We start from the raw sequence: 13,578 nt of genomic DNA on the forward strand, positions 1-13,578 counted from the left end.
GTTTTCTCAATTCCATTTGAACCAGCGGTTTGCTGCGGTGCCGGCGACTGCCGTCCAGAGCAGCAGGACAAGGACCGGGGCGGGGTGGACGCTGCCGGAAAGAAACGCGTCCCTCAGGGCCTGCCCCAGGGCCCCGGACGGGAGGAAGTGCACGACGTCCTGCAGGAGGGCAGGGAGCCGCTCGGCCGGAATCACGATGCCGCCGAGGGCGCCGAGCAGGATCCAGAGCAGGTTGGTGATGGCAAGGGTGGCCTCCGGCCGGACGGTTCCGGCGACGAGCAGGCCCAGCGCGGTGAACGCCGCGGCGCCCAGCACCAGCACGGCGAGCCCGGGAACCCAGCCCGCCGGCTCGGGCTGCCAGCCCAGCAGGAGGGCTACCGCCGTGACGACCAGTACCTGCAATGCCAGGACGGCGAGGACCGCGAGAATCTTTCCCGCCATCAGGCCCGTTCGGCCCAGCGGTGTCGTCGACAGGAAGCGGAGGACCCCGTACCGGCGGTCAAACCCGGTGGAGATGCCCTGGCCGGTGAAGGCGGTGGACATGGCACACAGTGCGAGGATGCCCGGCACCGCAACGTTGATCCGGCTCGACCCGAAACTGTCCAGCAGGGGGGTCACGGTCAGGCCCACCATGGCCAGGAGCGGCAGGACGATCGCCAGGATCAGCTGCTCGCCGTTCCGGAGCATGGTGGCCGTCTCGTATTTGCCTTGCTGGAGGATGCGGCGCAGCAACGGGGCGGGGGCGCTGCCGAGGGAACGGACCGGCGGCGCGCTGCCGGCCGGTGCGTTCCCTACTGCGGCACTGTCGCGGGTCATCGAATTTCCCTTCCGGAGATGTCGAGGAACACGTCTTCCAGGCTGCGGGCCTCAAGACTCAGTGAGCGCGGCATGATGCCTCGGGATGCCCACTCCGCAGTGATCGCGGCAAGGTCTGCCGCGGTCAGGGCGCCGGTGGCGGCGTAGCTGCCCGCGCGCGCCTCGGTGACGGTGACGCCGTCGGCCAGCACCCCGGCGAAATCAAGGCCGGGCTCGGTCTCGAACAGCAGCGTGCGGACGTGCTGCTCGCCGGCGCCGGGCGGCAGTGGGTGCTGCAGGAGCTGGGCCACCGTTCCTTCGGCAACGTTGCGGCCGGCGTCGATGATGTAGACGTAGTCCGCCAGTCGCTGGGCGTCGTCCATGAGGTGGGTGGTCAGGATGATCCCCATCCCGCGGTTCCGGAGCTCGGAGATGAGCTCGAACACCAGTTGGCGTGATTGCGGATCCAAGCCGGCGCTGGGCTCGTCCAGGAACAACACCTCGGGATTGCCCACCAGGGCGGCGGCAAGGGCAAGCCGCTGTTTTTGGCCGCCCGAGAGCCGCCGCACCGAGGTCCGGCTGAAAGCGTCGATGCCGAGCCGTTCGATCAGTTCCTCGACCGGCCACGGGGCCTGGTACATCCCGGCCACATGCCTGAGCAGGGGGATGGGACGCGCCGACGGCGGGAGCCCGCCGTCCTGGAGCATCACCCCGACGCGGGCCCGCAGCCCCGCCCCGGCCGTGTCCGGGTCCTCACCCAGAAGGCTGATGCTGCCGGAAGTGCGCTTCTGCAGCCCCTGGGCGCATTCGATGGTGGTGGTTTTGCCTGCGCCGTTGGCCCCCAGCAGGGCCGTGACCTGTCCGCGTTCGGCTACGAGGGAAAGCCCGCTGACCACCCGCAGCATTTTGCCGTCGAGAGTGGGCAGTGGACCAACATCCTTGACTAGCCCGCTGATGGACAGGACGGGGGATTCGGGGGATCGCACCACAGCATTCTACGTGATGTAGTACGTCCTGTTCGGGCCCGAGGATAGTCATGCCTTACTGGATGCAGGGACTAAATTACGACATGATTGTGTTGTGTATTCCATGAGCTCTCCTTCTGTTGCCCTCGCCGGGCCCGGCCGTCCGCGCAACGCGCCGGCCGCCGCCTCCGGGGCGCCCGGAGCCGTGGCAGCCCAGGCGGCGACCGCCTTCCCGGCGGCCGACGCCGAGGAACGGACCCGGGACCGCGTGCTGAACGCCGTGCTCGAACACGGCCCCATCAGTGCTGCCGAACTCGGTGAGTTGCTGGGCTTCACGCCGGCCGCGGTCCGCCGGCACCTGGACCACCTTTCCCGCGACGGGGTAATCGAGGTCAAGCGCGCAGCCCGGGCAGGCGCAGGTGCCGGGCGTCCGGCCCGGCGTTACGTCCTCAGTTCCCAGGGCCAGTCCACGCTCGGGAACGATTACCTGGACATAGCAACGCTGGCGCTGCAGCGCCTCAGCGAAACGGCCGGTCCCGAGGCGGTACGCCAGTTCGCCGTCGAACGCTTCGGTGACATGGAACGCCGTTACGCGCCGGAAATCGACGCCGCCGGTCCGGACATCACTGCCCGGGCGCAGGCGCTTTCCGAGGCGCTGAGCCGCGACGGGTTTGTGGCGTCCACCGCGTCCATCGAGGCCAGGGCACCGCTGCCGGCGGCGCTCTCCAGTGCGCAGCTCTGCCAAGGGCATTGCCCCATCCAGCAGCTCGCCGCGCACTTTCCGGTGTTTTGCGACGTCGAAACGGATGTCTTTTCCCGGCTGGTGGGCGTCGACGTCCGCCGGCTGTCCACGCTGGCCCGGGGCGGCCACGTCTGCACCACCCACATACCTACAGGCCGTCCGGCGGCCGCGGTGCCAACCGGTCCCGCCCTCCCGGGCAGCCTGGACGAAATATCCAACCATCTGCAAGAAAGGCCGTGATGACGGACCAACTATCAGAGAAGAAGGTTGCTGAATCCACTGTGATTTCGGAGATTCTGGAAAAGAATCCCGAGCTCCACGGAATCGGAACCTATGAGTACGGCTGGTCCGACAAGAACGACGTCGGCGCCAACGCCCGCCGTGGCATCAACGAGGACGTCGTCCGCGACATTTCGGCGAAGAAGAACGAGCCGGAGTGGATGCTGGACCTGCGTCTCAAGGGTCTGAAGTACTTCGACCGCAAGCCGATGCCGACCTGGGGTGCTGATCTTTCCGGCATCGACTTCGACAACATCAAGTACTTCGTCCGGTCCACGGAAAAGCAGGCCAACACCTGGGAGGACCTGCCCGAGGACATCCGGAACACGTACGAGAAGCTGGGCATCCCGGAAGCCGAGCGCAGCCGGCTCGTCTCCGGCGTGGCCGCACAGTACGAGTCCGAGGTGGTGTACCACCAGATCCGCGAGGACCTTGAACAGCAGGGCGTCATCTTCCTGGACACGGACACCGCGCTGCGCGAGCACCCGGAGATCTTCCAGGAGTACTTCGGCACCATCATTCCGGTGGGTGATAACAAGTTCGCGTCCCTGAATACCTCCGTCTGGTCCGGCGGTTCCTTCGTGTACGTGCCCAAGGGTGTCCACGTGGACATTCCGCTGCAGGCCTACTTCCGCATCAACACGGAAAACATGGGCCAGTTCGAGCGCACCCTGATCATCGCCGACGAGGACTCCTACGTCCACTACATCGAAGGCTGCACAGCGCCGATCTACACCTCGGACTCGCTGCACTCCGCCGTCGTGGAAATCGTCGTGAAGAAGGGCGCCCGGGTCCGCTACACGACCATCCAGAACTGGTCCACCAACGTGTACAACCTGGTCACCAAGCGCGCCATCTGCGAAGAGGGCGCCACGATGGAGTGGATCGATGGCAACATCGGTTCCAAGGTCACCATGAAGTACCCGGCCGTCTACCTCGTGGGCGAGGGCGCCAAGGGTGAGACCCTGTCCATTGCGTTCGCCGGTGAGGGCCAGCACCAGGACACAGGCTCCAAAATGGTCCACATCGCGCCGAACACCAAGAGCTCGATCGTGTCCAAGTCGGTGGCCCGCGGCGGCGGCCGCGCCGCGTACCGCGGCCTGGTCCAGGTCCGTGAAGGCGCCAAGCACTCGGCCAACACTGTCCGGTGCGACGCGCTGCTGGTGGACACCATCAGCCGGTCGGACACCTACCCGTACATCGACATCCGCGAGGACGATGTGACCATGGGGCACGAAGCCACGGTCTCGCGGGTCAGCGAAGAGCAGCTGTTCTACCTGATGTCCCGCGGCATGCGCGAAGACGAGGCCATGGCGATGATCGTCCGCGGCTTCATCGAGCCGATCGCCCGTGAGCTGCCGATGGAATACGCCCTCGAGCTGAACCGCCTGATTGAACTGCAGATGGAAGGATCGGTCGGTTAATGACTGACATCACTACTGAAAAGGCCCGCATCGGCGCGCCTTCAGCCCAACCGTTCATCAACGGTTTCACCGAAGAAGGCGAAAGCCTGTCACCGTTGAACACCGCGGAGTCGAAGTCACCGCTCGCCGGGGAAGCCGTCAAGGCCCACTCGCATGGCGGCGGCGTGGGCGTGCCCGACAGCTCACGCGCCGGGCGCCTGGCGTCCTACCAGCTGGCGGACTTCAAACCGCTGACCGGCATGGAGGAAGACTGGCGGTTCACTCCGCTTAAGCGTCTCCGCGGCCTGCATACCGCAGTCCTCAATGGAGCCGCCCCGGCCGTAGCCGTCACCGCACCGGACAACGTCACCGTTGAGACGGTCGGCCGGGAGGACCGTCGGATTGGTTCCGCTGCGATTCCGGAAGACCGCGTCTCTGCAAACGGCTGGGAAAACTTCACCGAAGCCACCGTCATCACTGTTCCGGCAGAGGTCCACGCCGACGGCGAGATCAGCGTCGTGTTTACCGGCCAGGGCACAGAGGCGTCCGCGCAGCACGTGGTCATTGTTGCCGAAAAGTTCTCCAAGTCGGTTGTCGTCCTGGACCACCAGGGCACCGCCGTAGTCTCGGAAAACATCGAAATGCTGGTAGAGGACGGCGCGCAGCTCACCGTGATCTCGCTCCAGGAATGGAACGACGACGCCGTTCACGCGTCCTCCCAGCAGGCGAAGCTGGGCCGCGACGCCAAGTTCAAGCACATCGTCGTCAGCCTCGGCGGCGACTTGGTGCGCGTCACGCCGTCGGCACGCTTTACCGCCCCCGGCGCTGAAGTGGAACTCTTCGGCCTGTACTTCGCCGACGCCGGCCAGCACCTGGAGCAGCGGCTCTTCGTGGACCACGCCGTCCCCAACTGCAAGTCCAACGTCCTGTACAAGGGCGCCCTGCAGGGCCGCAATGCGCACACTGTCTGGGTGGGTGACGTCCTGATCCGTAAGGAAGCAGAAGGCACCGACACCTACGAGGCGAACCGCAACCTTGTCCTCACCGACGGTGCCCGCGCCGACTCTGTGCCGAACCTGGAAATCGAGACCGGCCTGATCGCCGGCGCCGGCCACGCCAGCGCCACCGGACGGTTCGATGACCAGCACCTGTTCTACCTGATGGCCCGCGGCATTCCCGAAGAGGTGGCCCGCCGACTCGTGGTCCGCGGATTCCTGAACGAGATCATCCAGCAGATCAGGGTTCCCGCGATCGAGGAGCGCCTCACGGCCGCCGTCGAACGCGAACTCGCGGCAACGGACAACTAGTGCGCAGCACTGGAGAACACAGCACCAGAGAACACGGAAACCTTTCATGACTGAACAGCCAAAGGGCGAACTGGTCTGCAACGCCAGCGAAATCCAGCTTAAGCAGGCGCTCCGGATCCTGATCGACGACTATCCGGTCGCGATCGTGAAGGACTCGATGGGCGAGATCCACGCCATCGGCGATACCTGCTCGCATGCGGACATCTCCCTCTCCGAAGGCGAGGTGGAAGGCTGCAAGATCGAATGCTGGGGCCACGGCTCCCAGTTCGACCTGCGCAGCGGCGAGCCGCTCCAGCTGCCGGCCTACGATCCGGTCCCTGTCTTTGCCGTCACCGTCCTGGATGACGAGGTCTATGTGGACTTCACCAACGTCCTGAACGGCGCCGAGGCCCCGACCTTCAGCTAGCTGCCCGCAGCCGGCACCCGCACAACTGAACTTATCGACAAGAAACCGCACAGTGCCGGAAGGCACCGTGCAGAGGAGAACAAGGCACATGTCTACTCTTGAGATCAAGGACCTGCACGTCAGCATTGACACCGAGCAGGGCACGAAGGAAATCCTGAAGGGCGTCAGCCTGAGAATCCGCACCGGCGAAACCCACGCGATCATGGGCCCCAACGGTTCCGGCAAATCCACCCTGGCGTCCACCATCGCCGGGCACCCCCGCTACAACGTCACCTCCGGCACCATCACGCTGGACGGCGAAGATGTCCTGGCCATGAGCGTCGACGAAAGGGCCCGCGCGGGCCTGTTCCTGGCGATGCAGTACCCGGTGGAGGTCCCCGGCGTCAGCATGACGAACTTCCTGCGGACCGCCAAGACCGCCATCGACGGCGAGGCTCCCAAACTGCGCACCTGGACCAAGGACGTCAAAGCCGCCATGGCCCAGCTGCGCATCGACGCTGACTTCACCCAGCGCAACGTCAACGAGGGCTTCTCCGGCGGCGAAAAGAAGCGCGTGGAGATCCTCCAGCTGGAGCTCTTCAAGCCGAAGTTCGCCATCCTCGACGAGACCGACTCAGGACTTGACGTCGACGCGCTGAAGGTTGTTTCCGAGGGCGTTAACCGCGCGCACGCGGAAGGCAACATGGGCACCCTGCTCATCACGCACTACACCCGGATCCTGCGCTACATCAAGCCGGAATTCGTCCACGTGTTCGTTGACGGCCAGGTTGTTGAAGAAGGCGGCCCGGAGCTCGCCGACCGCCTGGAAGAAGAAGGCTACGACCGCTACGCCACCGGCGCAGGGGCGGCCACCATCGCTGCTGCTTCCGCTGCAGCACAGGCCTAGATAGGACAACGCCATGACCGAACTCAATGTGGCCCGAACGGGCCTCGAGGACGTCGAAGAGGCCCTCAAGGATGTCATCGACCCGGAACTGGGCGTAAACATCGTCGACCTGGGTCTGCTCTACGGCCTGAAGTACTCGGACGATGACGGCGCGCTGCTGATCGACATGACGCTTACCACCGCTGCCTGCCCGCTCACCGATGTGATCGAGGAGCAGGTTGGCCAGGCCCTGGAAAGCGTCGTCGACGAATGGCGCCTCAACTGGGTGTGGATGCCGCCGTGGGGTCCGGAGCGGATCACCGAGGACGGCCGCGACCAGATGCGCGCCCTCGGCTTCAACATCTGAACCGCACCGCGCCAGGCGCATCTAACACGGTGCACCGTAGACGGCGCACTTACGACGGCGGCCGGTCCCCTTCCACTGAGAAGGGGGCCGGCCGCCGTCGTACCCTCACCGGGTTATTGGGGGTCAGGGGGTGGCAGCGCCGAACGTGTCGCACTGGTTGATATCGCCGGTCTGGTAGCCCTGGTAGAACCATTTCTGGCGCTGCGCGCTGGAGCCGTGGGTCCAGGCCTCCGGGGACACCCGGCCGGTGGCGGCCTTCTGGATCCGGTCGTCGCCGACGGCCGAGGCGGCGGAGAGGGCGTCCTGCAGGTCCTGCTCCTTCAAGGGCTCCAGGTACGGGACCCCGGTGTTGGGATCCTGCTGGGTTGTGGCGTACCGGACCCACAGGCCCGCGTAGCAGTCGGCCTGCAGCTCCACCCGGACGCCCCCGGATTCCGGCCCCTGGGGATCCTGCTGGGCGCGGTCCAGGTTCCCCAGGACGTTCTGGATGTGGTGGCCGAACTCGTGGGCCACCACGTACTCCTGCGCCAGCGGACCGCCCGAGGAACCGAACCGGTCCACGAGCTCCTGGAAGAAGCCGGGGTCAAAGTACGCGGTCGTGTCCGCGGGGCAGTAGAACGGACCCACGTCCGACGTCGCCGCGCCGCAGCCGGTGTTGGTTGCCGCATCGAAGATCACGGTCTTGGGTCGCGGATACTTGGTGTCGTACTGGGCCAGGTACGCCGGCCAGAACGCGTTCAGGCTGTTGACGGTGCCGGTGATGCGGCAGTCGAGCCTGGCGTCTGCGTCGGCTCCGGTCTTGCAGGCCGGCGCCGTGCTCTGGCTTTGCGAACCGGATTCCTGCGTGCTGGACCCCAGACCTTCCAGGAGGCCGGGATTGATGCCGAGGAGGGCGGCGATCAGCAGGACAATTCCGCCTCCGATCCCGCCGCCCACTTTGACGCCGCGGCCCATGCCGCGGCGGTCCTGGACCTGGGATGGATCCAGCTGGACGTTGTCGTTAAAACTCATGGAGTCACAATATCGCGGACCGGCTGCGGGAGCGGTTCCGCCCGGTAAAGTTGGGCTGATGCCTTTCCTGAACAGACTCCAGCGCTGGGCCGCCGACCGCCCCGACGGGACCGCCGTCGTGGTGGCCGGGCAACGCCTGAGCTGGGAAGCGCTGCGCGATGCTGCCGCCGGGCTGGTGCCCGGCTCGCCCGCGGTGATCATGCTGTCCGAGGAAAACTCCCTGCACTTTGCCGCCGCGTTCGCCGCGGCCGTCGCAGGGGAGCGGCAGTGCGCCGTTTTGGACCCGACGTGGCCGCAGAGTCTGCAGGACGGGATCAGGGCGCGGATCCGGGACACCTTCCGGGCCGCGGTGTCCACCGCCGCCTCCCCGGACCTGGCCGACGGGCCGCCGGACACGCCGTTTCTGATTGGGCTGACCTCCGGCACCACGTCCGTGCCCAAGGCCTTCAGCCGCTCGCGCCGGTCCTGGCAGCAATCCTTCGAGGCCTCGGTCGCCTTCTTTGGCCTGACCGCGGAGGACAGGACGCTGGCACCGGGCCCGCTTGCGGCCAGCCTGAACCTCTATGCCCTGGCCGAATGCCTGTACGCCGGGTCCGAGTTCCACACCCTGGCAAGGTTCGACGTCGGCGACGCCCACACCGCCGTCGGCCACGACGGCATCACCCGGCTGGTCCTCGTCCCCACGATGCTGAGGATCCTCAGCGAACGCGGGTTAAGCGGCGGTGTCGACGCCTCCGGAATCCGGAGCATCATCTGCGCGGGCTCAAAGCTGGACGCGCGGACGTTGGAGGCGGCCCGCCGCTGGGCGCCCAACGCAACCATCTTCGAGTACTACGGCGCTTCGGAGCTCAGCTTCGTCGCCGGCGCGGGGTTGCTCCCCGGGGAGCAGCCGGATGGTCGCGGAACCAGGATCGGCGAACCGTTTCCCGGCGTCGAGATCCGCATCGTCGACGCGGACGCCGGCGGGGTTCCGCTGCCCGACGGCAGCGACGGGACCATCTGCATCCGCAGCTTGATGGTCAGCGACGGGTACCTCTGGGGCGACGACGGCCGGGCCCTGCAGAGCTTCAACGGCTGGCACACCGTGGGGGACCAGGGCTACCTCGACGGCGGGACGCTGCACCTGCTGGGACGCCGCTCGGACCTGATTATCACCGCCGGCACCAACGTCTACCCGCATGAGGTGGAGCTGGCCCTGGCCTCCGTTCCCGGTGTCGCCGCTGCCGTGGCGGCCGGTACCGCCGACGAGCTCCGCGGCCAGCGGGTGGTGGCCGGGGTTGTGCCGGCCCATGGCGGGCTGACCTCCACCCAGCTGAAGGCGGGCATTGAAGACGTGCTGCCCCGCAACAAGCGCCCGCTGGAGTACTTCGTGCTGGCCGAACTTCCCCTGACCGACCGCGGCAAGCTCAGCAGGGAGCTCATGCTGAACTGGATCGACCGCGACGATCCCCGGATCCGGCGCCTTGCCTGAGCGTTCCCGCCCGGTGCTTCCCGACGACCGGCAGCCCGTCATCATCGCAGCGCTGCGCACCCCGATCCGCCGGGCCAACGGCGCCCTGAAAACCGTCCGGGCCCACGAACTGCTGGCTCCGGTGCTCGGCCGCCTGCTCCGTGACGCCGGCGTGGAGCCGGGCTGGGTGGCGGACGTGGTGATCGGCAACGCCGTGGGCGGCGGAGGGAATGTAGCCAGGCTGGCAGCGCTTGAGGCCGGGGTGCCGGTCAGCGTTCCCGGCTTCACGGTGGACCGGCAGTGCGGGTCCGGGCTCGACGCGATCGCCCTCGCGTCCCGGCTCGTGGCCGCCGGTGGTGGTGGTCTGTACTTGGCCGGTGGAACGGAAAGCATCAGTACCGCACCGCTGCGCGGCCACCTGAACAGCGCCGGCTCTCCGGAGTTCTATGCCCGGGCTCAGTTCGCGTCCGCCGGCTACGGCGATCCGGACATGGGTGTGGCGGCGGAAAACGTCGCAGCCGAGTTCCGGATCAGCCGGGAACGGCAGGATGCCATGGCGCTGCGCAGCCACCAGCGCGCGCTGGCTGCGGCCGCAGCCGGCTTCTTCGACGCCGAGATTGTGCCCCTCGCCGGGGACTCCGGTCTGGACGGGGCGGGCGTGGTGCGTTCCGACGACGGGCCGCGCCGGGGGCTGACCCCGGCCGTGCTGGCCCGCTTCCCGCCGGCCTTTGCTGCGGAAGGCACAGTCACCGCAGGGAATTCCTGTTTCGACGCGGACGGGGCGGCCGCCGTCGTGATCACCTCCCTGGCGCACGCCCGCGAGCTTCGGGCGTATGACGGATTGCTCGTGCTGGGCACCGATACGGCCGGCGTGCACCCGCAGCTGCTGGGTATCGGGGCGGCGGCCGCTGCCCGGCGCCTGCTCGAACGCAGTGGTGTTTCTGCCGCGGAGCTGGGACTGATCGAGTTCAACGAGGCCTTCGCGTCCCAGACGCTTGCCTGCCTGGACCAGCTGGGCATCAGCCCGGAGCGGGCAAACCTCGACGGCGGTGCCCTTGCCCTGGGTCATGCCTATGGCGCGTCCGGCGCCGTTTTGGTGACGCGGCTGCTGGCCCAGGCGCGGCGTACCCCGGTTGAGGGCCAACTGGCACTGGCGCTGATCAGCATCGCCGGCGGCATGGGGACGGCAGCGCTGCTGGAGTACCGGAAATTGTTCTAGCGGCCCCCCGGGCACCAGGACCAGGGGACCCGCGGGCACTCGGGCACTCGGGCACTCGGACCAGGGGACATGTCCGTTCCTGGACCGGCCAGGGGCCCGCGGACCAGGGGACATGCCCAGTCCTGGCTCGGACATGCCCAGTCCCAGGTTCAGCCAATGCGCATGTTCAGTTCTGGCGAGGACATGTCCGGTCCTAGGATCAGCCATTGGGCATGTCCGGTCTTAGAATCAGCCAACGGGCAGGTCCGGTTCTGGCGAGGACATGCCCAGTTTTGGATTCAGCCAATGGACGTAGCGGGTTTATGTTCACTGGCCCGGGCGAGGGGTGGGCATGTGCGGTCTTAGGATCAACCAATGGGCATGTCCGGTCTTGGCTGGGCCCGGGTGAGGGGTGGGCATGTCCGCTGGCGGGCGGCCACCGGACAGGGATTTAGTCGTCAGGGTCAGCCTCGCCCAGGCCGCGTGCGGCGAGCGCGTCTCCGGTCTGCCGGGCGAAGGCGACGGTGGTGATGAAGACCGGGAGGATGAGGGCCCGGGGGTTGCGCTCAAGTCCGCGCGCCCGTGCGGCGTCGCGGACATCGCTGTAGGCACCGGCGATGAACGGGATGCTGCGCAGCATGATGGCGATGGTCAGCGCGAAGCGTTCGGGATCCGCGCCGAAGCGCTCGAAGGGCCGGGCCAGGGATGCCACCCCGTCCAGTAACCGTTGCACCGGCGTTGTGGCGGTGAGGATGGACGCCGCAACGATGCAAACCAGTACGTTGAGCACAATCCGGGCCGCAGTGGGCCCGCCGAGCTGCCACCACTGGAACACGCCGATCGCCGCCATAACCGGAAGCACCGGCCGGACCGCCCGCCACAACCGAACCGGACCCGCCCCACTGAGCAGGAAAACCCCGCACAAAGAGGTCAAAGCGGCGGCTGCGGCGGCCCAGTCCACCACCAGGAACGACGCCATGCCGCAGCCGACCACCAGGAGGAACTTCAGCCACAGCGGCGCCCGGTGCACCACGGAATCCCCGGGCGCGTAGTTGGCGAGCAGGATGCCGTGGCCGCTCACCGCCGCCCCAATCGCGATTCCGTGGACGCGGGGTCGGCGGGATAAGGATCTTTGGCAACGGGACCTGTCGAACCGGAATCTGTAGAACCGGGATACGTGGGCTTCGGATCGTCCGGCTTCATCCCGTCCCGGGGCGGCCGGCCCGAGCCCGGGCCCGAACCCGGGTTGGAGCCCCGGCCCGAACCCGAGCGAGTGTCGGAACCCGATAGTCCCGCCGCGCACAGCTCCCGGTAATAATCGACGGCGGCGGCCGGCAACCCATCGAACACCACCGCGCCGGCGTCAACCACGAGGACCCGGTCCAGGTCCCGTACGAGTTCAAGATCATGGGTGGACAGGATGACTTGCTGGCTGAGTCCGGCCAGGGTCCGCCGCAGCAGCTCTCGGTTGCGCAAATCCAGCAGGGTGGACGGTTCGTCCAGCACCAGCACGTCCGGGTCCACGGCGAGGACCGCTGTGAGGGCAAGGAGCTGGCGTTCCCCGCCGGACAGTTCATAAATACTCTGGTCAGCCGACGCCAGCAGCCCGAAACGGTCCAGCGCCCGTTCCGCCTTGGCCCGGCGTTCCCGTGCGTTCCGAACAGAGCGCCGGAGGGACAGTTCCACGTCCTCGCGGCCGGTCGGCATCACGAGCTGGGACAGCGGGTCCGTGAAGACAAAGCCCACGCGCCGGCGGACATCACGCACGGAGCGTACGGTGTCCCAGCCATCCACCGTGACGGCGCCACTGCTCGGCGCCACCAAGCCATTCAACAGCCGGAGCAAAGTGGATTTGCCGGAGCCGTTGGCACCTATCACGCCAATCCGCGGTTCGGTCAGCTCCAGGGACAGCTCCTCGAGGAGGGTTTTCGGGCCGGAGCGGCCGTCGACCGCCACCCGCACCGCAGCCCGGTCCAGCACAATACTGCTCACGGCCGGTGATTCGGCGTGGCGTTGGCGGGTGCCGCAGTGCCGACCGCTCCGAAGGTACGGACCCGGCGGACCAGCAGGTCAGGAAACGCCTTGTGCAGGGCCAGGGCAATGATGACTGCCAGTATGTTTTTGATCACGTCGCCGGGATAGAACACAAGGTCCGACAGGAACGCCTGCGAGAAGCCCAGCTTGGCGTTGACCATCATGCCTAGAATGCCGAGACCGTGGACAAAGATGACACTGCTCACCATCGCGGCCGCGAAGAGAAGCACCGCACGGAGCTTGCCCGGTCGTCCCGCTGTCCGGCGCAGCACCACGACGGCCAGCCAGCCCGCCGCCGTGGCCGCCAGCACGAATCCAATGATGTAACCCGCCGAAGGGCCCGCCAGGACCCCCAGCCCGCCGCGCCCGCCGCTGAAGATGGGCAGTCCGGCCAGTCCAAGGAGAACATACAGCCCGACGGCGGCAAACGCCCGGCCGGGGCCCAACGCCAGGCCGGTCAGCATCACGGCGAGTGTCTGCACCGTAATGGGGACACCCAGCCCGGCCACCGGGACGGCGGCGACCAGCGCGGAAGCACCCACCAGGGCGGCGAAGACTGCAATCAGTCCCAGGTCGGTGGCGTTCCAGCGGTTCCGCTGCCGGGCGGTGGTGGCGGCAGTGCCACCGTCAGTCTTCGTCATGGGAGTTCCTGTCGCGGGTAAAGGGCTGGCATTTGATTCCGACTCTACGAGCATGCCGGGCCCGGGATTTTGTAGGAGCCCTACCAACCCGCCGCGCCGGAACTGGAGGGCAGGA

13 protein-coding genes and 1 pseudogene are annotated in these 13,578 nt (G+C 67.2%); 8 read left to right on the forward strand and 6 right to left on the reverse strand.

Translation table 11 applies throughout. From position 1 onward, the window contains the following. Positions 1–6 precede the first annotated feature (6 nt). On the reverse strand, positions 7–816 hold the full coding sequence (locus tag RCH15_RS06050; protein WP_326959051.1) for an ABC transporter permease: 810 nt from the start codon (positions 814–816) through the stop codon (positions 7–9). Continuing rightward, the gene (locus RCH15_RS06055; RefSeq protein WP_326959053.1) at positions 813–1,781 is read right to left on the reverse strand and encodes an ABC transporter ATP-binding protein; all 969 of its coding nucleotides are present in this window, start codon (positions 1,779–1,781) and stop codon (positions 813–815) included. Before RCH15_RS06055 ends, RCH15_RS06050 begins: the two co-directional genes overlap by 4 nt. 94 nt (positions 1,782–1,875) lie before the next feature. Between RCH15_RS06055 and RCH15_RS06060 the strand changes: the two genes are divergently transcribed. From RCH15_RS06060 to RCH15_RS06085, 6 genes are all read left to right on the forward strand, one after another. Beyond that, entirely contained in the window at positions 1,876–2,742 is an 867-nt protein-coding gene (locus RCH15_RS06060; protein ID WP_409017171.1) for a helix-turn-helix transcriptional regulator, read from the forward strand. Next, on the forward strand, positions 2,742–4,205 hold the full coding sequence (gene sufB, locus RCH15_RS06065; protein ID WP_326959057.1) for a Fe-S cluster assembly protein SufB: 1,464 nt from the start codon (positions 2,742–2,744) through the stop codon (positions 4,203–4,205). The genes RCH15_RS06060 and sufB overlap by 1 nt, the downstream gene beginning before the upstream one ends. Further along, positions 4,205–5,491 (forward strand): Fe-S cluster assembly protein SufD, encoded by a 1,287-nt coding sequence (gene sufD, locus RCH15_RS06070; protein WP_326959059.1) that lies wholly within the window; start codon positions 4,205–4,207, stop codon positions 5,489–5,491. The genes sufB and sufD overlap by 1 nt, the downstream gene beginning before the upstream one ends. Before the next feature lie 46 nt (positions 5,492–5,537). Next, positions 5,538–5,897 (forward strand): non-heme iron oxygenase ferredoxin subunit, encoded by a 360-nt coding sequence (locus RCH15_RS06075; protein ID WP_028275514.1) that lies wholly within the window; start codon positions 5,538–5,540, stop codon positions 5,895–5,897. 88 nt (positions 5,898–5,985) lie between these two features. Further along, a complete protein-coding gene (gene sufC / locus RCH15_RS06080) occupies positions 5,986–6,783 on the forward strand; it encodes a Fe-S cluster assembly ATPase SufC (RefSeq protein ID WP_326959062.1) in 798 nt (265 codons plus the stop codon). Between the two features lie 13 nt (positions 6,784–6,796). Then, the gene (locus RCH15_RS06085; protein ID WP_326959064.1) at positions 6,797–7,129 is read left to right on the forward strand and encodes a metal-sulfur cluster assembly factor; all 333 of its coding nucleotides are present in this window, start codon (positions 6,797–6,799) and stop codon (positions 7,127–7,129) included. 123 nt (positions 7,130–7,252) lie between these two features. Here RCH15_RS06085 and ypfJ read toward each other — a convergent pair whose 3' ends face one another. Further along, the gene (gene ypfJ, locus RCH15_RS06090; protein ID WP_326959066.1) at positions 7,253–8,140 is read right to left on the reverse strand and encodes a KPN_02809 family neutral zinc metallopeptidase; all 888 of its coding nucleotides are present in this window, start codon (positions 8,138–8,140) and stop codon (positions 7,253–7,255) included. Between the two features lie 58 nt (positions 8,141–8,198). On the opposite strand from ypfJ, the gene RCH15_RS06095 reads away from it, so the two are divergent. Beyond that, complete coding sequence (locus tag RCH15_RS06095; RefSeq protein WP_326959068.1) at positions 8,199–9,611, forward strand: class I adenylate-forming enzyme family protein; 1,413 nt, start codon at positions 8,199–8,201, stop codon at positions 9,609–9,611. Further along, positions 9,604–10,809, forward strand: coding sequence for a thiolase family protein (locus tag RCH15_RS06100; protein WP_326959070.1), 1,206 nt, complete (start codon positions 9,604–9,606; stop codon positions 10,807–10,809). Before RCH15_RS06095 ends, RCH15_RS06100 begins: the two co-directional genes overlap by 8 nt. Before the next feature lie 430 nt (positions 10,810–11,239). Here the strand turns inward: RCH15_RS06100 and RCH15_RS06105 are convergent, their stop codons facing one another. The 3 genes and pseudogenes from RCH15_RS06105 to RCH15_RS06115 form a co-directional block, all read right to left on the reverse strand. Next, complete coding sequence (locus tag RCH15_RS06105; RefSeq protein ID WP_326959072.1) at positions 11,240–11,869, reverse strand: energy-coupling factor transporter transmembrane component T family protein; 630 nt, start codon at positions 11,867–11,869, stop codon at positions 11,240–11,242. 188 nt (positions 11,870–12,057) lie between these two features. Next, positions 12,058–12,780: pseudogene (locus RCH15_RS06110) on the reverse strand (energy-coupling factor ABC transporter ATP-binding protein); the annotation flags it as partial. Further along, positions 12,777–13,463, reverse strand: a complete 687-nt coding sequence (locus RCH15_RS06115; RefSeq protein WP_326959074.1) for a biotin transporter BioY — start codon at positions 13,461–13,463, stop codon at positions 12,777–12,779. The gene RCH15_RS06115 and the pseudogene RCH15_RS06110, both read right to left, overlap by 4 nt. Positions 13,464–13,578 lie beyond the last annotated feature (115 nt).

It is taken from the genome of Arthrobacter sp. MP_M4 (assembly GCF_035984855.1).
Classification (GTDB): Bacteria; Actinomycetota; Actinomycetes; order Actinomycetales; family Micrococcaceae; genus Arthrobacter.

Excerpts from the sequence above, each read along its gene's own strand:
- RCH15_RS06050 (WP_326959051.1), bottom strand. The coding sequence starts at position 816 with ATGACCCGCGACAGTGCCGCAGTAGGGAACGCACCGGCCGGCAGCGCG.
- sufB (WP_326959057.1), top strand. The coding sequence starts at position 2,742 with ATGACGGACCAACTATCAGAGAAGAAGGTTGCTGAATCCACTGTGATT.
- sufD (WP_326959059.1), top strand. The coding sequence starts at position 4,205 with ATGACTGACATCACTACTGAAAAGGCCCGCATCGGCGCGCCTTCAGCC.
- RCH15_RS06075 (WP_028275514.1), top strand. The coding sequence starts at position 5,538 with ATGACTGAACAGCCAAAGGGCGAACTGGTCTGCAACGCCAGCGAAATC.
- sufC (WP_326959062.1), top strand. The coding sequence starts at position 5,986 with ATGTCTACTCTTGAGATCAAGGACCTGCACGTCAGCATTGACACCGAG.
- RCH15_RS06085 (WP_326959064.1), top strand. The coding sequence starts at position 6,797 with ATGACCGAACTCAATGTGGCCCGAACGGGCCTCGAGGACGTCGAAGAG.
- ypfJ (WP_326959066.1), bottom strand. The coding sequence starts at position 8,140 with ATGAGTTTTAACGACAACGTCCAGCTGGATCCATCCCAGGTCCAGGAC.
- RCH15_RS06095 (WP_326959068.1), top strand. The coding sequence starts at position 8,199 with ATGCCTTTCCTGAACAGACTCCAGCGCTGGGCCGCCGACCGCCCCGAC.
- RCH15_RS06115 (WP_326959074.1), bottom strand. The coding sequence starts at position 13,463 with ATGACGAAGACTGACGGTGGCACTGCCGCCACCACCGCCCGGCAGCGG.